At 67.0% G+C, this 20,430-nt stretch carries 24 protein-coding genes and 1 pseudogene; 7 read left to right on the top strand and 18 right to left on the bottom strand.

Annotated features, from left to right (window positions below; genetic code table 11):
- Window positions 1-64: 64 nt before the first annotated feature.
- Window positions 65-376 (bottom strand): hypothetical protein, encoded by a 312-nt coding sequence (locus JJ685_RS14850; protein WP_201675042.1) that lies wholly within the window; start codon window positions 374-376, stop codon window positions 65-67.
- Window positions 377-699: 323 nt separating this feature from the next.
- Between JJ685_RS14850 and JJ685_RS14845 the strand changes: the two genes are divergently transcribed.
- The gene (locus tag JJ685_RS14845; protein WP_201675041.1) at window positions 700-1,236 is read left to right on the top strand and encodes a hypothetical protein; all 537 of its coding nucleotides are present in this window, start codon (window positions 700-702) and stop codon (window positions 1,234-1,236) included.
- 111 nt (window positions 1,237-1,347) lie between these two features.
- Here JJ685_RS14845 and JJ685_RS14840 read toward each other — a convergent pair whose 3' ends face one another.
- Together JJ685_RS14840 and JJ685_RS14835 are read right to left on the bottom strand one after the other, a co-directional pair.
- Entirely contained in the window at window positions 1,348-2,352 is a 1,005-nt protein-coding gene (locus JJ685_RS14840) for an NAD(P)H-dependent flavin oxidoreductase (protein WP_201675040.1), read from the bottom strand.
- A complete protein-coding gene (locus JJ685_RS14835) occupies window positions 2,349-2,951 on the bottom strand; it encodes a carboxymuconolactone decarboxylase family protein (protein ID WP_236599006.1) in 603 nt (200 codons plus the stop codon). Before JJ685_RS14835 ends, JJ685_RS14840 begins: the two co-directional genes overlap by 4 nt.
- A 67-nt stretch (window positions 2,952-3,018) precedes the next feature.
- Between JJ685_RS14835 and JJ685_RS14830 the strand changes: the two genes are divergently transcribed.
- Complete coding sequence (locus JJ685_RS14830; protein WP_236599005.1) at window positions 3,019-3,906, top strand: LysR family transcriptional regulator; 888 nt, start codon at window positions 3,019-3,021, stop codon at window positions 3,904-3,906.
- Window positions 3,907-4,150: 244 nt separating this feature from the next.
- The gene (locus JJ685_RS14825; RefSeq protein WP_201675039.1) at window positions 4,151-5,404 is read left to right on the top strand and encodes a nitronate monooxygenase; all 1,254 of its coding nucleotides are present in this window, start codon (window positions 4,151-4,153) and stop codon (window positions 5,402-5,404) included.
- A gap of 17 nt (window positions 5,405-5,421) precedes the next feature.
- Here JJ685_RS14825 and JJ685_RS14820 read toward each other — a convergent pair whose 3' ends face one another.
- Window positions 5,422-6,228 carry a 2-keto-4-pentenoate hydratase gene (locus tag JJ685_RS14820; protein WP_201675038.1) on the bottom strand — a complete coding sequence of 269 codons (807 nt, stop codon included), beginning with the start codon at window positions 6,226-6,228 and terminating at the stop codon, window positions 5,422-5,424.
- A gap of 148 nt (window positions 6,229-6,376) precedes the next feature.
- Here JJ685_RS14820 and JJ685_RS14815 point away from each other — a divergent pair, with 148 nt between their 5' ends.
- The gene (locus JJ685_RS14815; protein WP_201675037.1) at window positions 6,377-7,351 is read left to right on the top strand and encodes a Bug family tripartite tricarboxylate transporter substrate binding protein; all 975 of its coding nucleotides are present in this window, start codon (window positions 6,377-6,379) and stop codon (window positions 7,349-7,351) included.
- 10 nt (window positions 7,352-7,361) lie between these two features.
- Here JJ685_RS14815 and ttdB read toward each other — a convergent pair whose 3' ends face one another.
- The 3 genes and pseudogenes from ttdB to JJ685_RS14800 form a co-directional block, all read right to left on the bottom strand.
- Window positions 7,362-7,970 (bottom strand): L(+)-tartrate dehydratase subunit beta, encoded by a 609-nt coding sequence (gene ttdB / locus JJ685_RS14810; protein ID WP_201675036.1) that lies wholly within the window; start codon window positions 7,968-7,970, stop codon window positions 7,362-7,364.
- Window positions 7,967-8,887: a L(+)-tartrate dehydratase subunit alpha gene (gene ttdA, locus JJ685_RS14805; protein WP_408015471.1), complete on the bottom strand. Its 921-nt coding sequence runs from the start codon at window positions 8,885-8,887 to the stop codon at window positions 7,967-7,969. Before ttdA ends, ttdB begins: the two co-directional genes overlap by 4 nt.
- A gap of 5 nt (window positions 8,888-8,892) precedes the next feature.
- A pseudogene (locus JJ685_RS14800) lies at window positions 8,893-9,321 on the bottom strand (tripartite tricarboxylate transporter substrate-binding protein); the annotation flags it as partial.
- A 169-nt stretch (window positions 9,322-9,490) separates the two neighbouring features.
- On the opposite strand from JJ685_RS14800, the gene JJ685_RS14795 reads away from it, so the two are divergent.
- Window positions 9,491-10,858 (top strand): tyrosine-type recombinase/integrase, encoded by a 1,368-nt coding sequence (locus JJ685_RS14795; RefSeq protein ID WP_201675034.1) that lies wholly within the window; start codon window positions 9,491-9,493, stop codon window positions 10,856-10,858.
- 153 nt (window positions 10,859-11,011) lie between these two features.
- Here the strand turns inward: JJ685_RS14795 and JJ685_RS14790 are convergent, their stop codons facing one another.
- From JJ685_RS14790 to JJ685_RS14770, 5 genes are read right to left on the bottom strand one after another with little or no spacing between them, the layout of a single operon-like run.
- Window positions 11,012-11,266 (bottom strand): sigma factor-like helix-turn-helix DNA-binding protein, encoded by a 255-nt coding sequence (locus JJ685_RS14790; protein ID WP_201675033.1) that lies wholly within the window; start codon window positions 11,264-11,266, stop codon window positions 11,012-11,014.
- A gap of 44 nt (window positions 11,267-11,310) precedes the next feature.
- Window positions 11,311-11,580: a hypothetical protein gene (locus tag JJ685_RS14785; RefSeq protein ID WP_201675032.1), complete on the bottom strand. Its 270-nt coding sequence runs from the start codon at window positions 11,578-11,580 to the stop codon at window positions 11,311-11,313.
- An 11-nt stretch (window positions 11,581-11,591) separates the two neighbouring features.
- Window positions 11,592-12,038 carry a hypothetical protein gene (locus tag JJ685_RS14780; protein WP_201675031.1) on the bottom strand — a complete coding sequence of 149 codons (447 nt, stop codon included), beginning with the start codon at window positions 12,036-12,038 and terminating at the stop codon, window positions 11,592-11,594.
- 14 nt (window positions 12,039-12,052) lie between these two features.
- Window positions 12,053-12,316 (bottom strand): hypothetical protein, encoded by a 264-nt coding sequence (locus JJ685_RS14775; protein WP_201675030.1) that lies wholly within the window; start codon window positions 12,314-12,316, stop codon window positions 12,053-12,055.
- Window positions 12,306-12,623: a hypothetical protein gene (locus JJ685_RS14770; RefSeq protein WP_201675029.1), complete on the bottom strand. Its 318-nt coding sequence runs from the start codon at window positions 12,621-12,623 to the stop codon at window positions 12,306-12,308. The genes JJ685_RS14775 and JJ685_RS14770 overlap by 11 nt, the downstream gene beginning before the upstream one ends.
- A 323-nt stretch (window positions 12,624-12,946) precedes the next feature.
- Between JJ685_RS14770 and JJ685_RS14765 the strand changes: the two genes are divergently transcribed.
- Both JJ685_RS14765 and JJ685_RS14760 read left to right on the top strand, forming a co-directional pair.
- The gene (locus JJ685_RS14765) at window positions 12,947-13,369 is read left to right on the top strand and encodes a hypothetical protein (RefSeq protein WP_201675028.1); all 423 of its coding nucleotides are present in this window, start codon (window positions 12,947-12,949) and stop codon (window positions 13,367-13,369) included.
- A gap of 596 nt (window positions 13,370-13,965) precedes the next feature.
- Window positions 13,966-14,556, top strand: coding sequence for an AbiU2 domain-containing protein (locus JJ685_RS14760; protein WP_201675027.1), 591 nt, complete (start codon window positions 13,966-13,968; stop codon window positions 14,554-14,556).
- Between the two features lie 1,053 nt (window positions 14,557-15,609).
- Here JJ685_RS14760 and JJ685_RS14755 read toward each other — a convergent pair.
- From JJ685_RS14755 to JJ685_RS14730, 6 genes are all read right to left on the bottom strand, one after another.
- Window positions 15,610-16,053, bottom strand: a complete 444-nt coding sequence (locus JJ685_RS14755; RefSeq protein WP_201675026.1) for a single-stranded DNA-binding protein — start codon at window positions 16,051-16,053, stop codon at window positions 15,610-15,612.
- A gap of 92 nt (window positions 16,054-16,145) precedes the next feature.
- Window positions 16,146-17,906 carry an AAA family ATPase gene (locus JJ685_RS14750; RefSeq protein WP_201675025.1) on the bottom strand — a complete coding sequence of 587 codons (1,761 nt, stop codon included), beginning with the start codon at window positions 17,904-17,906 and terminating at the stop codon, window positions 16,146-16,148.
- Between the two features lie 35 nt (window positions 17,907-17,941).
- Window positions 17,942-18,496: a hypothetical protein gene (locus JJ685_RS14745; protein ID WP_201675024.1), complete on the bottom strand. Its 555-nt coding sequence runs from the start codon at window positions 18,494-18,496 to the stop codon at window positions 17,942-17,944.
- A gap of 91 nt (window positions 18,497-18,587) precedes the next feature.
- Window positions 18,588-18,965, bottom strand: coding sequence for a helix-turn-helix transcriptional regulator (locus JJ685_RS14740; protein WP_201675023.1), 378 nt, complete (start codon window positions 18,963-18,965; stop codon window positions 18,588-18,590).
- 94 nt (window positions 18,966-19,059) lie between these two features.
- Entirely contained in the window at window positions 19,060-19,629 is a 570-nt protein-coding gene (locus tag JJ685_RS14735; RefSeq protein ID WP_201675022.1) for a hypothetical protein, read from the bottom strand.
- 102 nt (window positions 19,630-19,731) lie between these two features.
- Window positions 19,732-20,346: a Bug family tripartite tricarboxylate transporter substrate binding protein gene (locus JJ685_RS14730; RefSeq protein ID WP_201675021.1), complete on the bottom strand. Its 615-nt coding sequence runs from the start codon at window positions 20,344-20,346 to the stop codon at window positions 19,732-19,734.
- Window positions 20,347-20,430 lie beyond the last annotated feature (84 nt).

Here is a 20,430-nt window from a genome sequence, read left to right as displayed (position 1 = left end):
AATGTGGAAGGCCTCGCACTACCCGCACACCGCCCGATGCATCGTCCGGCGGGTGAAGCGCCGATCAGTACCCGACGGTCGAATCCGGCACGTCAACGCGCACCACCGGCTTGCCAAGCGCCGCACTCGCGGAACGGCCGAATTGCTGGGCCCACGCCGCGTCGGCGAACCGGGAAGGGCCGGCCGCTTCGGCCACGACCAGCACCTTGTCGGCATTCAGGACCTTGCCCGTCGGGCGCAAAGGCTCGCACCCCAGTTCGGTGAACTGTTCATCGAGCCAGGCTCGCGCCGCCTCCGGCGTCATCGGCTCTGCCTTCTCCAGATTGATCCGCAAGGGTGCGGCATCCTTGAACGTGACGCTCACTTCACTCTTCATGACAGTTCCTTCTCGTCTTGCCAGGACGATTATGGCGCTCGAGGCGGGGCGGGCAATTGAGTTGCAGCAGTGCACGGACGCTCGCCGACATGATCGAAACCGCGCCAACGTTTTCACGCCGGCGGCGCCCTCTAGCTCGCGAGCGGCGCCGGAGCCAGTCGCGCCAAGCTGCCGCGACGCGCTCCGCAAGGCGCGTTGAATCCGCCCGCGAGGCTGGCTTCTTGACGTTGCTCAATACGTGGTCCAACAGAGCCGACCTTCGTCCCTTGGGCGCTTTCCAAGCACAGCCGAAGTGACTATGGTGGAAATGGGTCAGGCTCTTCATGTCGCATTTCTTCTTCTGCGAACGCTGGCACGCGCTACAGCGGCAGCCCTTGGGAATGCTGAACGAAGAACAAGCCCATGCGAGGCATTTCGAGGGCGCGCCTTATTGCGTGCTCGTGAATTCCTCCAAGACACCCACTGCGATCCTGGACGTGATCGCGCACGGGGTCGGAGTGGAGTTTCTCGACGAGCATCTGCGCAGTCGCCTCGTCTACCGGTACATCGCCAGCCAATCGGGAGAGCTGTTCCTGCGAACGATCCTGTTTCGCAAGTTCCAGGGAAGCAGCAAGGACCCGGCCTATGTGACCGCGTACATTTTCGACGCCGGTGGTGAGGTCACCGTCCGCCACGAGCGGATGCTCCCGATCCGGCAATCCCGGATCAGCCAGGCGCCATTCGCCTTGGAGAACAACATCGAGGCCTATCCTGCGTTCGGACACTACGAGCGCCTGCTCGACTTCAGCCGCCGCTTCGGCGTCCTGATCGGGCAAGCATCGGACTCCGACAACGACACAGGAGTGTTCACCCTCCTCTGAAAGGACGACAGGAGGACGCGGGAACGCGTCGCTCGTCTCCGCCGCGACTGCCTGTGGCCCGGAGGCAGCGAGGCTGAGGGAGAGGGCCGCTTCCCCAAGAGACCCGTTGCTTCAGCGTCGGTCGCCATCCGACGACGGCTCCAGGCTCGCGCCTCCATGGAATCGCAGGCGCGCCGCGGCCTCGGCCGCCATCCTCTCGACGATCACCGCGGCGGGCTCGATCGCATGGACCAAGCCCGCGGCCTCGCCGAACCAGACGCCGGCCTGCTCGGGGTCGCCCGCCTCGAAAGCCTGGCGGTAGCGGGGCCCTTCGGTCGCGACGGCGGCTTCGAGCGCCTCCTCGCGGCCGTGCCAGCGGTCGGTGAAGGCATTGCGGCGGATGCGTGCCGTGAAGCCGCGCGGCCACGGGATCTGGCGCGCGATGTCCGGGATGCGCGTGCGCAGCGTGCCGTCGCCATCCGTCTCGAGGATCGCGCGGTGATGGCCCTCCTTGGCCAGGGCTTCACGCGAGGCCCACAGGCGCGTTCCGACCAGCACGCCGTCGGCGCCGAGCATGAGCGCGGCGGCCAGGCCGCGTCCGTCGCCGATGCCGCCGGCGGCCAGCAGCAGCGTGGCCGGCGCGTGCTGAGCGAGGTGATCGGCCACCTCGGGCACGAACCCCAGCGTGCCGCGCAAGGCACCGTGCCCGCCGGCCTCGGCGCCCTGCGCCACCACGATGTCGGCGCCGACGTCGACCGCGTCCATCACGTGCGCCATGTCCTGGCACTGGCAGACCAGCGCGGCACCGGCCGCGCGGATCTCGTCGACGAAGGGCCGCGGGTCCCCGAAGGACAGCATGACGGCCGCCGGCCGGTGCTTCAGGACGTCCGTGAGCAGCGACGGTGACTTGCGCAGCGACCACGTGATGAAGCCGACGCCGACCCTTTCACCCGCCGCAGCCGCGAACTGCTGCTCGAGCCAGGCCGGGTCGCCGTAGCCGCCGCCGATGAGGCCGAGCCCGCCGGCACGGCTGACCGCCGCGGCGAGCGCGCCGCCGCCGGCAAAGGCCATGGGTGCGGAGACGATGGGGTGGCGCAGGCGCAGCGTGCGGGTCAGCCGTGTTGCGAGGATGTTCATGAGTGCTCCCTTGGCGCCGGCCCGGGGGTGCGCGCCACGTTCATCAGCCAGGAAACCATGCAGAAGTAGCCCGCGAGGGTCAGCAGTTCCACGAGCGCAGGCTCTCCCCAGAGCGCCAGCGCATCCGAGTAGGTCTGCTCGGTCACGCGGTGGTCCCGCACCAGTTCCGCCACGAGACTGCGCGCGAGCGCGAGGCCGGGCCCGAGCCCCGGGGGCGATGGCTCGCCGGCCTCCAGTGCACGCAGCGCCGCGCCCGGCACACCCGCGGCTTCAGCCAGCGGCCGGTGCATCTCCCATTCGAAGACGTTCGACAGCGCGCGGGCGACCGCGCAGATCGTCCACTCCCGCAGCGCCGCTTCGAGGCTGCCTTGATAGCGCAGGCACTCCCCGACACCGGCGACCGCGTGCAGGAGCGGCGGGCAGTGCAGCAGCGGGCGGAACGGACCGTAGACCCCGCGCCGGGGGCCGTTGACCAGTTCGTCGGCGGCCTGCTGCTGCGCGGGATCGAGCGTGGAGGGCGGGCCCAGGCGCTCGGGCAGGCCGGCTTGCGGAAACGCGGGCGGGCGGGCCAGGCCCGGTTCGGATCGTGGGGATGCCATGGTGCGAGGATTGGACCTCGCGCCACAGCTTTTGAATAGTGAATTGTGCAGACATACAATTCACGGGATGAGAACGTTGGACCTCGAGGACCTGCACATCTTCCGCAGCGTCGTGCGAGAAGGCGGGATCAGCCGGGCGGCAAGTCGCCTGCACCGCGTTCCGTCGAACGTCACCACCCGGATCAAGCAGTTCGAGGAGCGGCTCGGGACGGCGCTGTTCCGGCGCCAGGGCCGCAGCCTCGCGCTCACGGAGGCCGGCCGCACGCTGCTCGGCCACGCCGAGCGGCTGCTGCAGATGGCCGAGGCCGCGGAACAGGACTTGCGAAGCGGCGCGGTCCGCGGCGTGCTCCGGATCGGCTCGCTCGAAAGCGCCGCGGGTGCGCGGCTGCCGCCCGTCCTGGCGGCCTTTCACGCGCGCCACCCGGAGGTTTCGCTCGAATTGCAGACCGGGACCACGGGCGCGCTACTGCGCCTGCTCGATCGCTTCGAGGTGGAGGCGGCGTTCGTTTCCGAACCCTTCGAGCAGGGCCGGCTGTCGTCGTTGCCTGCCTTCGAGGAGGAACTGGTCCTGATCACGGCCCGGGGAGCCGGCGCGCGGTACCGTGCGGCGGACCTGGCCGGGGGCACGCTCGTCGCCTTTCCCCACGGCTGCTCCTACCGGCGCCGCCTGCTCGAGTGGCTGGCCGAGTCAGGCGTCTCGCCCGGCCGGATGCTGGACCTCGGTTCCTACCACGCGATCATCGCCTGCGTCGCCGCGGGCGCGGGCGCCGCGATCGTCCCCGCCGAAGTGCTGGACCAGGCGGTCATGGCCAGTTCGGTGCAGCGCCATCCCCTGCCATCGCGCCTGCGCACGAACCGCACGCACCTGGTGTGGCCGGGCGAGGCCGGCGCCGCGCTGCGCTCGCTCATGGAGTTGCTGCCCAAGCCGCGCCGCAAGACGCGAGGCGCAGCTTGACCGGGCGCCGGGGACCCGCCAGCCGCTGGGCCAGGCGAACAGCCCTACGTCATCGGCGGCTTCGTGCCACAGGCGCCGGGTCAAGCCAGAATGTCAAGTTGCCACCGCTGCCCGGCGGAGAACCCCGGGGGACGTGGTGCGACATGGCCCGGACGGCAGGCGATGATGGCGCTGTTGCGCAAGGATGTGGCGGATCGAACTCGACAATTCCCGCCACCAAGACAGGAACGTAGAAGGGTTAGCGATGAAATGTGTTGATGATTTCCGCCTGGTACTGGGCAACAAGGACTATGTCCCGATCATGATCGGCGGCATGGGCGTCGATATTTCGACCTCGGAGCTGGCGCTGGTAGCCGCTCGCCTGGGCGGCATCGGGCACATTTCCGATGCGATGGTCCATGACGTGTCGGACCGGAAGTTCGACACCACCTTCGTCAAGGACAAAGCCAAGACCTACAAGTTCAACATCAACAACCTGGACAAGAGCCTTGTCAAGTTCGACATGGCGCGCCTGGCCGAAGCGACCATCAATCACGTGCGCTCGACCATGGAGGCGAAGAAGGGCGACGGCCTCATCTTCGTCAACTGCATGGAAAAGCTGACCATGAACGGGCCGCGCGAAACCCTGCGCACGCGCCTCTCGTCGGCACTGGATGGCGGCATCGACGGCATCACCCTGTCAGCCGGCCTGCACCTGAATTCCCTGGGCCTGATCGCCGAACATCCACGCTTTCGCGATGCCAAGCTGGGCATCATCGTGTCGTCCGCGCGCGCACTGCAACTGTTCCTGCGCAAGAACGCCAGACTGGACCGATTGCCCGACTACATCATCGTCGAAGGTCCGCTGGCCGGCGGCCACCTTGGCTTCGGCATGGATTGGGCCGAATACGACCTGCACGCCATCATGGACGAGGTGCATGCCTTCCTGCGCGACGAGCAGCTTTCCATCCCGGTGATTGCCGCGGGCGGCATCTTCACCGGCACCGATGCGGTCGGCTTCCTGGAAAAAGGCGCGGGCGGCGTGCAGGTGGCGACGCGCTTCACCATCACGCACGAGTGCGGCCTGCCCGCCGACGTGAAGCAGGAATACGCGAAGGCCAGCGAAGACGACATCACCGTCAACGGCATTTCGCCGACCGGGTACCCGATGCGCATGCTCAAGAGCACGCCAGCCATCGGCTCGGGCATCCGGCCGGGTTGCGAATCCTATGGCTACCTGCTCGATGGCAACGGCAACTGCTCCTATATCGATGCCTACAACCGCGAAGTGCTGGCCCATCCGGAGCAAAGGACCGTCACGGTCATGGACAAGACCTGCCTGTGCACCCACATGCGCAACTTCAATTGCTGGACCTGCGGCCACTACACCTACCGCCTCAAGGACACCACGCACAAGAAGGCCGACGGCAGCTACCAGCTGCTCACGGCGGAGCACGTGTTCAAGGACTACCAGTTCAGCGTCGACAACCGGATCGCCTTGCCGCCGCGCGAGGAATGAGCTCCTGAGCCCCGCGTTCAAACGAACGCGACCTGGACGTTGCCGAGGCCGGAGAACTCCATCCTGGCTTCGGAACCCGCTTCGAGCCACACGGTCTTGACCAGGCTGCCGGTCATCACGATCTCACCCTCGCGCAGCGCCGTCCCCTGGCTGGCGAGGTGGTTGGCCAGCCACGCCAGTGCATTGTGCGGATGGCCCAGGACATCGGCGCCCGTCCCCCGGCCCGTCTCCCGGCCGTCGATGAGGGTCCGGCCCTCGACAGCGAGAAGATCCGGGACGGCGGAGCGCGCGACCGCTTGCCCCAGGACGATGCCGGCGGCAAAGAAATCGTCCGCCACGAGCGTCGGTGCGCCAAGCGTTTCCCACCGGACGTAGCGGTCGTCGACGATTTCGATCGCCGGCAGATAGCACTCGATGCTCGCCGCCACCGATTCCCGGGTGAAGGGTGCGCGTGCGGGAGCGAGATCCTCCCCGAGGCGGACGGCTATCTCGCACTCGACGCCGACGCGGACGTAGTCGGCTGCCTTCAGCACGACGCCGCTGCGATGCACCGCGCGTGCATGCACGCCTCCCGCGCACGGGTGTGGAATCGCAAGATACTTCTGCATCACCTCGCTGGTACAGCCGATCTTGTAGCCGACCAGGGGGCCCAGCTCCGGCGCCAGGAGTCGATGCACTTCCGCCTGGATGCGGTAGCCGTCCTCGAGGCTCATGGGCGCGATCTCTTGCGGCAGGGCCGGCAGCGGCGTCCGGCGGGTTCGCGCGGCGGCGATGGCCTGCGCTGCCTGGCGCAACGCGCCGGAGACGGGATGGGGGTCCGTCATGCGGATTCTCCCGGAGGGAACATGGCCTCGAGTGTCGGCAGGTCGATGCCAGTCCGACATGGGGAGAGCCCGCGTTGACCGCGACCCGGGACGCTGCCTATGCTGCGGCGTACACCGGATCGGCGCGGCCGGTCCAAGGAGGCTGGTCATGCGACACATCGCGCTGCTGCGCGCGGCCATGGCGATGCCGGCGGCCGTGCTGGCCCTCGCCGTCCCGCCGGGCCTCGCCGACGAGCCTTTCCCCCAGAAGCCGGTGACGCTGATCGTGTCGTACCCGCCCGGCGGCAGCGTCGACATGACCGCGCGCATCCTGCAAGGCCCGCTGGCGAAGGAACTCGGGCAGTCGGTCGTGGTGGAGAACAAGGGGGGCGCCGGCGGCAGCATCGCCACGGCCTTCGTCGCGAAGGCGAAGCCGGATGGCTACACGCTGCTGATGACGCTTTCCTCGCACACGATCAATCCCTGGCTCTACGACAAGCTGCCCTTCGACACGCGCAAGGACTTCGCCGCGGTGTCGCTGGTGGCCTCCACGCCGCAGGTGCTGGTGGCGCATCCGTCCTTTCCGGCAGCCAGCCTGGCCGAACTGATGGCGAGCAAGGGCACCGCGGCGCTGCCCTATGGGTCGGCCGGGGTCGGTTCGCCCGCCCACGTGGCCGGAGAGCTTTTCCGGATGAGGACCGGACTGCCGTTCACGCACGTGCCCTATCGCGGCGGCGGGCCGGCCACCGTCGCGGTGCTCGGCAACGAGATTCCGCTGCTGTGGGTCTCGCTGCCGTCGATCACGCAGCAGGTGAAGCTGGGCAAGCTCAAGGCCCTGGCCGTGTCGACCACCGAACGTTCGCCGGCGCTCCCGGAAATTCCCGCCGTCTCCGAGTCGCTGCCCGGCTTCCGCGTCGACGCCTGGAATGCCATCTTTGCGCCGGCCGGCACGCCGCCGCAGGTGCTCAGGCGGCTCGAGCAGGCAGTCATGGCCGTGACGCGCCAACCCGAGGTGAAGAAGGTGCTGCTGGAACAGGGCGCCGTCGCCGTGGGCAGCACGGCGGCGGAACTCGATCGCATCGTCGCCAGCGAGATCGAGCAGTGGCAGGGCGTCACGCGCGCCGCGGGCATGAAAGCGGAATGAGGAAGCGCCCCTACTTGATGAACCGCACCTGCGCGTTGATGCGCTCGAGGATCGGCTTCTTCTTCTCGTTGAAGACCGCCTTGTTCTCCTCGATCAGGTTGCGGCCCTTGGTGTCGATGGAGATGATCAGCGGGCCGAACTCCCTGACGCGGTTGACCCACAGGGTTTCGGGCATGCCGAGGTCCTTCCACTCGGCGGCCTCGATCTTCTCCACCTTGGTCGCGGCCAGCACCGCGCAGCCGCCCGGGAAGATCGCGTGCACCGCCTTGTTCTCGACGCAGCCTTCCTGCGTCTGCGGCCCCATGCCGCCCTTGCCCACGATCAGCTTCACGCCCGTGCGCTTGATGAATTCCTTCTCGAACTTCTCCATGCGCATGCTGGTGGTCGGGCCGATGGAGACCATCTCGTACTCGCCGTCCTCCTTCTGCCGCACGATGGGGCCGGCATGGAAGATCGCGCCGCCCTCCAGGTTCACCGGCAGGTCGCGCCCGAGCTCGATCAGGCGGCGGTGCGCCACGTCGCGGCAGGTCACGAGCGTGCCGGTCAGGTAGACCACGTCGCCGACGTTCAGCGACTCCAGGTCCTCGTCCTTGATGGGGGTGGTCAGGATCTTCTTCACAGCTTGAATCCGGTGTGGGACAGGACCTCCCAGGTCAGGTCCGCGTTGATCTTGATGCGGCCGCGGCGGTGCGCCCAGCAGCCCGTGGAAACGGCCACGCCGATGGTGGAGGGGTGGCGGGCGGACGATTCGATGTTCACGCCCATCACGCTGGCGTTGCCGGTCAGGCCTTGCGGGCCGAGTCCCAGCTCGTTCAGGCCTTCCGTCAGCAGGTCCTCCATGAGCGCGGCCTTGTCGTTCGCGTTGCGCGCCGTCACCGGGCGCAGGATCGCCTTCTTCGACAGCCGCGCAGCGGTCTCGGCCGAGGTCGAGACGCCCACGCCGACGAGCAGCGGCGGGCAGGCATTGACGCCGCGCGAGGTGATCACGTCGAACACGAATTCGGCGACGCCTTCGTAGCCCTGCCCCGGCATCAGCACCTTGGCCGCACCGGGCAGCGTGCAGCCGCCGCCGGCCATGTAGACCTCGATTGTCACGCTGTCGGAGTTCGGCACGATCTCCCAGTCCAGCCAGGGAATCTTCGAGCCCGTGTTGGTGCCCGTGTTCTTCTCCTCGAAGGTTTCCACCGCGTTGTGGCGCAGCGGCCCTTCCCTGGTGGCGCCGGCGGTGGCGCCCTGCAGGATCTCCTCCAGCTCGCCGAGCAGCGGGAAGCTGGCGCCCGCGGTCAGGAAATACTGGATGACCCCGGTGTCCTGGCAGCTGGGGCGATCCAGCTTGTCCGCGGCTTCCTGGTTCTGGCGCATCGACTCGTAGACCTCCTTCGCGAGGAAGTTCACTTCCTTCTCGCGCAGTTCGCCGAGCTTCTGCGTGACGTCCGTGGGCAGACGCTTGCCGATGTACGACGTGAACTTCGCCATCAGGCGGGTGAGGTCCGCGGCCGCGGTTTCGCGGTCCAGGACGGCGTCTTGGTGCTGCATCTCGATTACTCCAGGGTGACCTTGCCGGCCTTGACCAGTTCGGCGAACTTGGCGGTTTCCTCGCGGATCTGCCTGGCCATGTCTTCGGGCTTGTTGCCCACGGGCTCGGCGCCGATGTCGGCCATCTGCTTGCCGAACTCGGGGCTGTGGATGATCTTCACGATCTCGGCGTTGAGACGGATGACGACCGCCTTCGGCGCGGACGCCGGCGCCAGCAGTCCGAACCAGGTGCCGATGGCCAGGTGGGGCACGCCCGCTTCCTGCAGCGTGGGCACGTTCGGCAGCGCGGCGGAGCGCCTCGCCGTCGTCACCGCCAGCGGCTTGAGCTTGCCTTCCTTGATGAACGGCAGCACGGGCGTGATCGTGTCGAAGGACATGTTCACCTGGCCGCCCAGCAGGTCGGTCGTGAGGGGCGCGCTGCCCTTGTAGGGCAATAGAGTGGGACTTGCTGGGACTCCAGTGCCTTAATAATCAATGACTTAGGCGATTGTGAGTCCCAGGAAGTCCCCTCGGATTCCAGTCGTTTCCACGCTGTTTGTCATACTGTTGTGATACTGGTCCCGAGGGGGAAGACGACTCCCACATCCTTGATGGACAAGGACCATGCCCCCGAATACTGCCATCCAGGCCGACGCCGATGACGTTGCGCCTGTCCGCCTCACTGTTGCCAGGAAGACCCCGCGCGCCCGCCGCAGGAAGCCGGTGAAGCTCGATACCCCCAGCAGCCGCGCTGCGCTCAAGGCCCAGCGCAATCCGCACTGGCTGAAAGTCCGCGTCAACAGGTTCATCGGCTTCCGCAAGATGAACGCGGCGCGGCCTGGGACCTGGATGGCGAAAGCCCGCATCAACGGCCAGCAAAAAACGGAACTGTTCGGCAACCTGGAGGGCTGCATCGGGGACCCCTACGAGCGTGCCCTGGAGCTGGCGAACAAGTGGTTCGACCAGATGGACCGCACCGTCGTGACCGACGTCAAGGCTGCGGACTACACGATCCACCATGCCCTGCGGGACTACCTGCTCGCAATCACGGAGCAGAGGCTGAAGAACAAAGCGGCGGACCCCCAGGACAAGCATGACCAAGCGAAGCGGCGCTTCGATCTGCTGGTCATGCCCTTCGTGCTGCAGCGTGACCGCGCGAAGGTGCCAGCAGGGCAGGAGGTCCCCGAGGAGCTGCGCTGGACCCATATCCCCCTGGTGGACCTGCAGCCTGCGGACTTCACGGAATGGCGCATGTGGCTGCGCAACCTGCCCACGGACCCGAAGCGCAGCGGGCGCAGCAAGCATGGCAAGGAACGCAGCGTGGCATCGGTCAACCGCGACCTCGCCAGCTTCCGCGCTGCGCTGAATCTGGCGGCGCGCACGCACCGCCTGCCCAGGACCTGGACGGATGCCCTCAAGCGCGACGGCAGCGAGCCGGTGGCGAAGTCCATTGCGAGCTGGAAAATCATTCCCGTGGCCGACCGCAAAAAGCTGGTGGCGAAGGCGCGGGAGCTGGAACCGGCCTTCGTCCCCTTCCTGGTTGCGCACTGCATCGTGCCCGTGCGCTGCGGGGCTTTCTCCCACATGACCGTCAGCAACTTTGACCAGGAGCACAACCTCCTGACGGTGGGCCGCGACAAGGCCAACGGTGGGCGCGAAGTGCATATCCCTGCAGCCAATGGCAAGGACTTCGCGGCAGCCTGCAAGGGCAAGCCCCCCGCCGCGCCCCTGTTCACCGATGCAGGGGGCAAGCCCTGGAAGGCTGCCTCCTGGCGGCGTGCCTTCAACCGCTGCCGCGATGCTGCAGGTCTGGACAAGAGGCTGACGGTCTATTGCCTGCGGCACTCCCGCATCACGGACCTCGTGGACGCGGGCCGTCCTGCCCTGGAGATTGCCAAGTTGGCAGGGACCTCCGTCGCCATGATCGAGAAGCACTATTTCCAGATGACGGCCGACCGGCAACGCGAGGCACTGTCCGTCCCTGGTCTGTAAGCCCTCCAGCCCTGCAAAGGAAAACGGCCCCTCTGGGGCCGTTGCTGCGTCTGGAGGCTCCTACCCCTTGCCCAGGTGCCGACGACGCGCTGGCGGGGCTGGCAGTGGGCACGGTGTGCGCATTTCCTGGGGCTCCGCTTTTCAGGAGCCGCTTCACTCGCTGCGCCGGATGTTGCGGCGGGCGTAACCCGACACGGGACTGTCCTCGCCCAGGAGGTCGGCCGCCGTGAACCCACGGGCCTGCAGGGCGGCTTCCAGCTTGCGCAGCGCCTTCGCCTCGATCTGGCGGATCCGTTCGCGCGTGAGGCCCAGCCGGTCCCCAATTTCCGAGAGGGTCATCGGGTCGCTCGCGCGCAACGGCCCGTCTGGGGACTTGTCGTCCTGTGGCCGGTGGCTGCGGTGCTTCATGGGGCGGACCTGCGTCCGGTGCCGTCGCGGATGCGGCGACGGGCTCAGGCCCGATGCGCCTTTGTCACGTAGCCCACGCCCGCGACCGGCGTGAGCTGGCGCTGCTCCTGGACGGCGTGGTCGGCGCGGACGTCGCCGTGCACCAAGGCGAGGTCCTCGTCCTGGTCCTCGACTTCCTCCGCGAACGTACCGCCGGGGAGGCGCTGCTGCTTCAACGCGCGGCCCAGCATGGCGGCGGCGATTGGCAGGCCCAGCCTGCGGGCCTGGGCCAGGACTAGCTTCTCGTCGGCGTGCAAAGTGGATCGCCGCGTCATGGCCTCGCCCCTCAAGCCAGCACCGCGCGGGCGCGGCGCAGGGCCTCGGCAACCCTCTGGCGGGTCTGCCTTTCGTTCGGCGGGGTCCTCGCTTCCAGGCGGGCGAGCCGCACGTCCCTGGCAGCCAGCTCGCGGCCCAGAACCTCGCCCAGGATGTTGACCAGTTGCGCGGGCTTCACGGAGTTGATGGCGCACTCGGCTTCGCGGGACAGCGCGGGCAGCTTGGCCTTCCCGCCCGAGAGGGCGAGGTCCGCTGCAGCCACCGCCCGGCGGGCACGCTGCTTGACCTGCTCGGCGGGCGAGGCGGGCGTGCGCGGCCTGCGGCGCGTGGGCACCAATTCGCCCGCAGCGAGCAACGCTGCGAGGTCGGGCCGGTGGGGCGCGACGTGCTCCAGGCCGCGCCCGGTCTGCACCGTGAAGCAGCCGTCGTCGCTGCGCATGATCTTGGTCGAGTACATGACCGGCACTCCTTCTATGCAATCGTTGCCCTGGCCCACGCGGCTGCTTCGCTCGCGTCGAGGGGGTCGGTGAGCGCGGCGTCCAATGCCTCGATGATCTGGGCGCGAGGCAGGCCGCCCTGCACGGCTCTCATAACCGCGTCGGCGCAGCGGCGCGAAAGCCCCTCCACCAGCTCGGCGGCCAGCCGTTCCTCCATGGCCTGCAGCTTGACGCGCGCCAGGTCGAAATCAGAGGCGGTGGTCGTCTCGCCCCATTGGCCGTAGCTGTTAGTGAGCATGGCTGGTTCTCCTGGTAGTCAAGCGCAGCACGTTGCGGGCGCAGCGGCGCAGCAGGATGCGCAGCCGCTGCGAGATGGAAAGCGGCGGCGGCGGTGCCTCCACCAGCACGGTCATGATGGCCACGCGCGTGATCGCGCCTTCCAGCAGCGCGTCACGAACGAGGTCGCCAAGGGCCTGCGCATCTTCGCGCTCGCGCTGGTCGCGGTACCACTGGGCTTTCCGGCGGGCGACCTCAAGGCGGGCGGCATCTTCCTCCCGCTGCCCGCCCCAGTACCCGTAGGACACGGGCGGGGCCTGCTCAATCATGGACGGCCTTTCGCGCGGCCGGTGTCTCGGGCTCCTACCTGGAACGAAGGCCGCACGGTGCTCCAGGCAGGGTTGCCGGATTGACGCGCCCCGAGGGACGCCACCGTTGCGGCTGCCGGCGCACGCGGGCGGCAGCGAAGTGCTCGGAGTCATTATGGGCCGCGTGTGCCGTTGCGCGAGCGAGCGCCGACAGAGGGCGTTGACGTTGCGTGATGACAGCGCAGGGTTTGCCACCGAATCATTTAACTGAATAGTTTGATTCCGAGCAGAAACTCCGATCCCGAAGAGAGGGTAACGTGCGGCCTTTCCAGAGGGGCAAGCACATGAACCAAGTACAGTTGATCGACATTGCCAATGCCAAGACGCATATTGAGACTGCTCTGGAACTCGAAAAGAGGTTCGTAGCCCATATTTCGAATCACGCGGTCCCAGACAACGTACCGACGCGATTGAACGTGACTGGCAGAGAAATCTCGGTCCCATGGTTCGCGCTCACCGCGACGGCTGTCGGTCGCATGGTGCGGGATGGGGACGGGGACTTCATCACTGAATATGTCTTCTACGTGCCGCACGGCGACGATTGCGTGGAGGTTTGGCGCTGCTATCTGAGGCCCAACGGACGGCTGAGCGAGCAGGTTAGTGGCGATGTGGGCGTGTGCGACCACGACAACAAGTACATCGCCATGCAAATCTGCGGGCGGGTAGTTCTCGGAATCCTAAATTCGGCGGTGTACAGGCCCGACTGAGCTGACGGCTAAGGGTCGAATCGACACGGACGTCCTATCGGCAGGCGCTCGCCCGCCTACTGTCCGTCGGTCATTTCTACGTTCGACCGCTCTATAGGACAAGGGTACACATGAATCGCTTTCAACGCGCGTCGCAAATTTGGGCAGTGCTTGCTTGGGCAGCCACGCACCGGCAGTCTTTGACCTATGGCCAACTTGCTCGGGTGACGGGGGCCTTCACTGGTGGCCTCGGCGCCCTCCTGGAGCCGGTGCAGTCGTACTGCAAGCTTCATAGGCTGCCTCCGCTCACCATCCTTGTCGTGCAACAGGAGTCCGGCTTGCCTGGCTCAGGGTTCACCGGTGCGAGCGCTGGTGATCTTGCCGCCGCACAAGCGAAGGTATTCGGGTGGGATTGGCTGGAGCAGGGAAATCCTGGCGCCGAGGCGTTGGAAACGGCTACGAGGGAGATGCCGAGCAATGGCCCCCAAGCGGTCTAACAGGTCGTCCGACGCGGACACGCAGCGGCATTGCGCCGCGAGCCGTGCGCGGGAGCATACGCCTCGCGGCGCAATGCTACTGCGTGCCGGTCAACTCCGACGTTGGACCGTACGGCACAGATGAACCCAGACCAGCGCGCCAACCTCGAGGCCATGGTCGAAGCTTTGGGCAAGTCGATGGCCCAGGCTTGGAGCTACTTTTACGTGCTGCGGGGAATGCACGAAGGAGCCAAGGCTTCGCCGACCGCCACCCAGCGCTTTCCCTGGCTGCTGGACCAAGTATGGCGCGGCATGTTCGATGCCCTCTTTGCGAAGCTGGGAACGCTCATCGATGCCACTGCCAGTACGTACTCTCTTCCGAATTTAATAACGTTGGTGCGCCGATATGGCGATGCGGAACTGAAGAAGCTAATTCCTGAAGCAGAGGAGTGCCTGTCGGAAAAGGCCGGCCCTCTGGCCAGGATCAAGAATTGGAGGCACTCGAACATTGCGCACCGCACGGCAGGCGGGAGCAGAGACTCCTTCTACGTTGAGAACCAGATGAATCTGACAGAGATTGAGGGCGCCCTGGGACAACTGGACGAGGCAATCAATCATCTGTCGTGGAATGTTCTTGCGATTCACAGCGACACGAACTCGGCGTTCGAGCCACTCGTGGAGGAAGGCAAACGGTTTTTCTTGGCGGTGGCGAACGGGAGCACAAGGGAATGACCCGTTCTGCCGTGGCGGTCCGGTCCAACATGACAATCGACACGGACGTCTATCGGCGGGCATTCGCCGGCCCACTGGCCGCCGGTCATTTCTACGGTAGGCATCAATGGGCTTCCTATTGATCGCAGCGTTCGCCTTTGGTGGAATCGCTTTCTTGCTTGGCGGGCTAACCTCGTTGGCCTTGTTTCTGACCAGCCTCGGACGCCTGTTTCGAGGCCAAGTCTCGGTCGCCGTGAAGGAACTGCTGCTGTTCTTCCTTTGCACAACTGTGCTGGGCGTCTGCACGTACCTATTTAACTCGCAGCCTGTAGTGTGGCCTTGGGCACCATGGCACATTCCGATCTACGCCTTAGCGATTGGGATATTTGCGTGGAGCCGCCGCGCCCAATTGCGTTGGGAGCGAGAGGCAAACGAGAGGGCGCATGCCTAACACGTCGTTCGACACGGACACGCAGCGACATAGCGCCACTGAAAAGCTGTGGACGAGCCTGTGAGGGAGCAGCCTGCTCGTCGCGTTCCAGGGGCGGACGGCCCCCCTCGTTCTTGGTCGGCCCTCGGTCGCTGATAGAGGGGATTGGAATGCAGCGGCGGGCGATTGCCGAATCAGGCGCGCGGTTGCGGGGAATGCACGAGGGTCCTTCGACCTTCCCCGTGGGCGTCGGGTGGGCCTGCGCCTTAGGGGCTAAAAAAATCTCTGCGTAGCGGTAAATCAGGGTGACACCCGGTCAGGCTGCAGCCAGCGACCCTCCCCCCCTGGGGGCTGCCCCCTGCCGCGTCCTGGTCTACTCCTGCCCTCCAGGGGCGTCGAACTCTCACGGCCAAGGGGTAGGCCAGCACGATGGGTCAGCGCGCTTGTAGGCCCGTTCTGTGCGCTCGGGCTGCTTCGCAGGTTTCCTCTCCCTCTGGCTCGGCGCGCGTGCGGCTGCGGCCTCAATTGTTTTCGGCGGCTCGGGTTGCTCCGTCAAACTAGCAGTGGCTTCTAGTTTGCTGGCCGCGTAGTGGAGGCGGATCAGGGAATGTCGTCGTCCATGTCGTCGAAGTCGGCGCTGCCGTTCATGGCGGCGGGGCGAGCCGACCAGGGCACCGGCTGCGAGGCACCGGCTGCGAGGCACCGAATGCAGCATCCCGCGAGCGGCGCTCACCGTGGCGGGCCTCCTGCGACTCCCGCGCTTCGGCCACGGCGCGGTCGGTCCTGCGCTTCTCGTGCAGGGTCGTGATCGTGTCGGCGGTCAGCGAGAGGTTCACGCGGGGCTCGCCGCCGCGCTCCGGCGTCCAGATGCCAGCTTTCAGCGCGCCCGACACCGCGATGCTCGCGCCCTCTCCGAGCGCCAGCAGGACGCGCTGGACGCCCTCGGAGAACGCGAACACGGAGACGAAGTGCTGGGCATCGCCGTCGTGGACCAGCAGCCGCGCCAGCACGTAGGCCCGACCCGAGGGGCCGCTGCGCTGCTCGGGCTTGCGCGCAAGCCGGCCGCAGATCAAGGCCGAGATAGTCATGGCAGCGCCTCCTGGAACTCAGGCATGGCGGTCGTCGCCCAGGTCGCGGTCGTGGTCGGCCAGCAGCCAGCCACTCGGGGGAGGGTTGCGGGTCATTCGCGGTGCCCCCCGTAATGGGCGCTGGCCTGCGGCACGGTCGCGCTCCAGGCAGGCGATGTGTGTGCGCTCTTTCCCCCCATACCCCCCAGCGGCGAAGTCGCCGCAGTCGCCGCAGGCTCTGCGGGCACATCGCCGCATGCGGTGACTCCAGCAGTCGCCGCAGTCGCCGCAGTCAGCTCGGCGAGCGCTCGGCCAGCGTCGGTCACATGCCAGCGCTCCCGATTCTTGCGGTCCGCGCCCTTGTAGGTGACGCGCTCAAGGTGCCCTGCACGTTCCGCCATGCGTAGCAGGTTGAACACTTCCCCTTCCCGTACCTTGGGGAAGCCCGACTCTTCGCGCAGCAGCTTGGCCGCGTGGGTACGCGATGTGGTCGCGGTGGTAACGTGCTCGCCGCGCTGCTCGAACTCCGCGATCAGCCGCAGGAGCGCCTTCGTGCTCCCTCTGTTCGAAATGCCCTGCACGACCGGCCCGAGCGGCACGTCCAGCGTCGGGACGCCACCATCGGGCCAGCTCAGGCGCAGCGGCTCGCGCAGCTTGCCCAGGTTGTGCTTTTGGTGCTGAAGCAGCAGCGCGCCGTCTTCCGCCCGAGTGAGGAACAGCCGCGAGCGCGCCGAATTGCTCCAGGCCGTGCTGCCCGAATAGCTCTCCGTGCCGGCGCGCTCCCCCCTGCTGGTCCCCTTGTCCACATGCGCCAGCAGCAGCACTCCCGCGTCCCGCTCCTGCGCGATGCAGGCCAACGACCGCACGAAGCCGCGCACTCGGGTCCTGTCGATTTCGCTCGCGTCGTAGGTATCGGTCGCGTTGTCCACTACGAGCAGTCCCGCGCCTTTCACGGCCATGAACTCGCGCAATTCGCAATAGGTCGCGGTCGTCACTCCTGCCCTGTGGCCCGCGCTCGTGACTTCCGTGAACAGGGTCGGGTCACTCCTGGTGGCATCCAGCAGGAACAACCGTTGCTCCAGGTCCTGCACGCAAACGTCCATTGCCGCGCATACGCGGGCGAGCCGAAACCGCAGAACGTCTGCACCATCCTCGCCCGAGTAGAACGCCACGATGCCGCGCCGAGTGGGAATGCCGAACAGGGGCAGTCCCATTGCCACCGCGACGGCCAGCATCAGCGCGAGATAGCCCTTGCCAGCACCGCCGTGCCCATTGAGCAGCGTGACGAACCCTGCCGGCACGAGACCGTCCCAGACGTATCCAGGTAGCGACGGCTCGGCGCTCGTGAGGTCCGCGAAGGGAACCGGCGCGAAGGCCGCACGCGCCGATGGCCCGATGAGGGCGCTCTGCGCGGCATCCGTAAGCCGATGCGCGAGCTCGGGCAGCTTCCGCAGTTCGTCCGCGTCCCCGCCGAAGGCGGCATCGCTGATCGTCTGCGCCTGCTCGATGACGCTGCGGCGCGCCGCATGCTGCTGCACGATCTCCGCGTAGCGGCGCACGTTGGCTGCACTCGGGACGAACTGTTCCAGCTCATTCAGGCGCGGCAGCCCTCCGACCTCCTCGGCCTCGCCGTTGCGCTGCAACCGCTCGAACACCGTAAGCACGTCAACGTCCGCCACATTGCCGGCGGCGATGACGGCAGCAACGGCGTCGAAGATCAGGCGGTGCTCGTGAAGGTAGAAGTCCTGCGCGCCCAGCACATCGGTGGCGACCGGCCACGCGCACGCTGAATCCAGCAGCAAGGCCCCGAGCACCGCTTCCTCGGATTCCTTCGAATGCGGCGGGTCGAGCGCGCGGTCGCGGTCGGGCGTCATGGCTGATCCTGCTCCAGGCGGCGGGCGAACGAGGCTCACTTGAGGTCCCTGGAGTCGCCCTCGTTGCGTGCGGCCGGCTCGCGCTGCGCGCCGCGAGCTTGCTCCTCTTCCATAGTGGCCTGCAGCCATGCGTCCCAATCGCCCGCCTGCAGCGCGCGGTCCATCGCGGCCTGGGCGCGGCACTTGGCTGCGTCAGCGCACTCGTTGACCTGCTGATCGGATTCCTGCAGCGCCTGCCGGTCTCCCTCGCGCCGCTGCAGTTCTTCGTTCAGCTTCTGCGCCATGCCCGCGAGCAAGGCGGGCAGCGCCTCCTGCTCCTCGGGCGAGGATTCGGGCGGACCCAGCGCCGACACCGAGGCCTGCGGGTCATCGAGCGTGACCAGGGCGTGCGGGAACGGATGCAGCCCCATCAGGTAGATCAAGGCCGGCCCACCGTCAGGGTCGGGCACGGCCTGCGGCTCGCCCGTAGCGTTGACCTGCTGGCGCAGGTCGCGGCCGAGGCGGGCGCGCACGAAGTCGGTAAATCCCTGCGCCAGCAGCAGATCGTCCGAACTTGCCGGACAGTCAAAGAGTGCGGGAGAATCGGGCACGCTGAACCTCCTCGGGAAAAGTTGGATCGGCATTCACGGTCCCCGACGCGCTGCGTGCGTGTCTGGGACCGCTGTCTTTTTGGGGGTAGCCCTACGCGGTGGCGCGGTCAGCGCGGCGTGGCCGGCCGATCAACTTTCCGTTCCTGGAACGGACGCGGGGCTTCTCAGCGGGCGTGGGGGAAGCGGCGGGCGGCTTCGCGTTCAGCGGGGTCCAGGGCAGGAACCCTTCCGCGACGGGGCGAGAGTCGATCCATGCGTCGAGGTCGCGCTCGTCCCAGGCCGTGGCCTTGCCCAGCGGGCTGAGCTGTCGCGGCGGCGGGAAGCGGCCGGCGTTGACTTCCTGGTAGATGGCACCGGCCTTCAGCCCCGTGCGTGCCTCGACCGTTTCAATGCGCAGCAGGCGGCGCGACTTCTCAAGCATCAGCGAAACCGGCGGCGGCGCGATGCTGGTGTTTTCGGTGGAACCCATTCGGCATCCTTTTGAAAGATGCCCCTTATTGTTCGCACGGGCGCGGCGCGATCAACCGAGTACACATGTACTCGGTATGTACTCGGGAAATAACTCAGTCGCCCTTGTTGCTCCTGATCTTCTTCAGATGGCCGTAAATCGTGTCCTCGTCGGGCGCTTTGCCGAACTCCAGCGGCCACGCATCGATGATGTGCGGTGCACTGTCGTCCATTTTGTCGAATAGCAACCTGTCGCGAATATCGCTGATGCGCCTGCGCATGTCGGCAGCCCGCCTCTCGTTGGCGCCTCTTTTGTTGATTTCGGCCCTTTCACTGGCGGAAAGCACCGCCAGTGCGGCGTCGATGGCTCCAACGCACCATTCCTGCTGCCGCTTTGCCGCGTCATCATCGCGGTACGCCTCGGCGACTTTCTCCTCAATGACCGCGTAGAAGGCACGCTGCCAGAGCGCATCCGATGCGCCAGGGCGAACAGCATCGAGCAGCGCCTGTGCGTCTGCGAGTTTGTCCTGCGCCTCCTCGCGCCATTGCTGCGCCTGCGCCCAGAATTTGCACAGGCGCTCCGCCATGCCTTCCGTCCGGCGCATCGCATCGGGGGCAAGTGGGTCCGGCCCCCAATACGACCTGAGGATGCGCGGTGGCTTCGGGGGCTTGCGGCGGCGCGGCATCAGGCTATTCTGCAGGGGCGACGGCGTACCCTCCAGAGCCGCTCGACTGAGCTTTCACCGGACTTTGTCAGACTCGCTTGTGATACTCGCGTGGTTTCTGTGCTACAGAAACAGGGCGTTTTCAGAGGAGGAACGCGAAATTTCGCGTATCGCTTGCCAAGTGCCCTTGTAGGGAACGTGCAGCAGCTTCACGCCGGTCTCGATCTGGAACTGCGTGCCGATCATGTGCTGCGCGGTGCCGTTGCCGTTGGACCCGTAGGAGAAGCCTTCGGGCCTGGCCTTGCCGGCGGCCAGCAGGTCCTTCACGGTGGCGAAGGGCGCGTTCGCGCTCACCACCAGCACGTTGGGCACCATGGCGACGGTGGTGATCGGCTGGAAGTCCTTCTCGAAGCTGTAGCTCAGGTTCTTGTAGACGCTGGGAGCCACCGTGTGGTGGACCGCCCCCATCAGCAGGGTATGCCCGCCGTCGTTCACCTTGGCCACCTGCGCGGCACCCAGGGTCGCACCGGCGCCCGGCTTGTTGTCGACGATCACCGGCTGCCCGATGGCGGCCGACAGCTTGGTGGAGATGGCGCGCGCCAGCACGTCCGTGGTCCCGCCGGCCGGGAAGGGGACGACGATGGTGACGGTCTTCGCAGGCCAGGTTTGCGCCGGCGCGGCCCCGGCCAGGAGGCACAGGGTCGCGGCTGCGGCCAGTCGATGGGAAGGGAAGCTCATGGGCGATGTCTCCTGGGTGGGTTCGGCGCGCCTCGCGCCATGGACCGGACTCTAGGCGGCCCGCGGGTCAATGAACGGCGCCGG

This window comes from Ramlibacter monticola, assembly GCF_016722785.1.
GTDB lineage: Bacteria > Pseudomonadota > Gammaproteobacteria > Burkholderiales > Burkholderiaceae_C > Ramlibacter > Ramlibacter monticola.
The sequence above is the reverse complement of the archived record's forward strand: the minus strand, read 5'-3'. Positions and strand labels throughout refer to the sequence as shown.

Bases quoted from the DNA above. Each gene is read 5' to 3' on its own strand.
- JJ685_RS14820 (WP_201675038.1), bottom strand. From the start codon at position 6,228: ATGACGGACCCCCATCCCGTCTCCGGCGCGTTGCGCCAGGCAGCGCAG.
- ttdA (WP_408015471.1), bottom strand. From the start codon at position 8,887: ATGCAGCACCAAGACGCCGTCCTGGACCGCGAAACCGCGGCCGCGGAC.
- JJ685_RS14775 (WP_201675030.1), bottom strand. From the start codon at position 12,316: ATGCTCACTAACAGCTACGGCCAATGGGGCGAGACGACCACCGCCTCT.
- JJ685_RS14835 (WP_236599006.1), bottom strand. From the start codon at position 2,951: ATGGCATCCCCACGATCCGAACCGGGCCTGGCCCGCCCGCCCGCGTTT.
- JJ685_RS14845 (WP_201675041.1), top strand. From the start codon at position 700: ATGTCGCATTTCTTCTTCTGCGAACGCTGGCACGCGCTACAGCGGCAG.
- JJ685_RS14755 (WP_201675026.1), bottom strand. From the start codon at position 16,053: ATGACTATCTCGGCCTTGATCTGCGGCCGGCTTGCGCGCAAGCCCGAG.
- JJ685_RS14830 (WP_236599005.1), top strand. From the start codon at position 3,019: ATGAGAACGTTGGACCTCGAGGACCTGCACATCTTCCGCAGCGTCGTG.
- JJ685_RS14770 (WP_201675029.1), bottom strand. From the start codon at position 12,623: ATGATTGAGCAGGCCCCGCCCGTGTCCTACGGGTACTGGGGCGGGCAG.
- JJ685_RS14790 (WP_201675033.1), bottom strand. From the start codon at position 11,266: ATGAAGCACCGCAGCCACCGGCCACAGGACGACAAGTCCCCAGACGGG.
- JJ685_RS14850 (WP_201675042.1), bottom strand. From the start codon at position 376: ATGAAGAGTGAAGTGAGCGTCACGTTCAAGGATGCCGCACCCTTGCGG.
- JJ685_RS14760 (WP_201675027.1), top strand. From the start codon at position 13,966: ATGAACCCAGACCAGCGCGCCAACCTCGAGGCCATGGTCGAAGCTTTG.
- JJ685_RS14825 (WP_201675039.1), top strand. From the start codon at position 4,151: ATGAAATGTGTTGATGATTTCCGCCTGGTACTGGGCAACAAGGACTAT.
- JJ685_RS14765 (WP_201675028.1), top strand. From the start codon at position 12,947: ATGAACCAAGTACAGTTGATCGACATTGCCAATGCCAAGACGCATATT.
- JJ685_RS14750 (WP_201675025.1), bottom strand. From the start codon at position 17,906: ATGACGCCCGACCGCGACCGCGCGCTCGACCCGCCGCATTCGAAGGAA.
- JJ685_RS14735 (WP_201675022.1), bottom strand. From the start codon at position 19,629: ATGCCGCGCCGCCGCAAGCCCCCGAAGCCACCGCGCATCCTCAGGTCG.
- JJ685_RS14840 (WP_201675040.1), bottom strand. From the start codon at position 2,352: ATGAACATCCTCGCAACACGGCTGACCCGCACGCTGCGCCTGCGCCAC.
- JJ685_RS14785 (WP_201675032.1), bottom strand. From the start codon at position 11,580: ATGACGCGGCGATCCACTTTGCACGCCGACGAGAAGCTAGTCCTGGCC.
- JJ685_RS14795 (WP_201675034.1), top strand. From the start codon at position 9,491: ATGCCCCCGAATACTGCCATCCAGGCCGACGCCGATGACGTTGCGCCT.
- JJ685_RS14730 (WP_201675021.1), bottom strand. From the start codon at position 20,346: ATGAGCTTCCCTTCCCATCGACTGGCCGCAGCCGCGACCCTGTGCCTC.
- JJ685_RS14780 (WP_201675031.1), bottom strand. From the start codon at position 12,038: ATGTACTCGACCAAGATCATGCGCAGCGACGACGGCTGCTTCACGGTG.
- JJ685_RS14815 (WP_201675037.1), top strand. From the start codon at position 6,377: ATGCGACACATCGCGCTGCTGCGCGCGGCCATGGCGATGCCGGCGGCC.
- JJ685_RS14740 (WP_201675023.1), bottom strand. From the start codon at position 18,965: ATGGGTTCCACCGAAAACACCAGCATCGCGCCGCCGCCGGTTTCGCTG.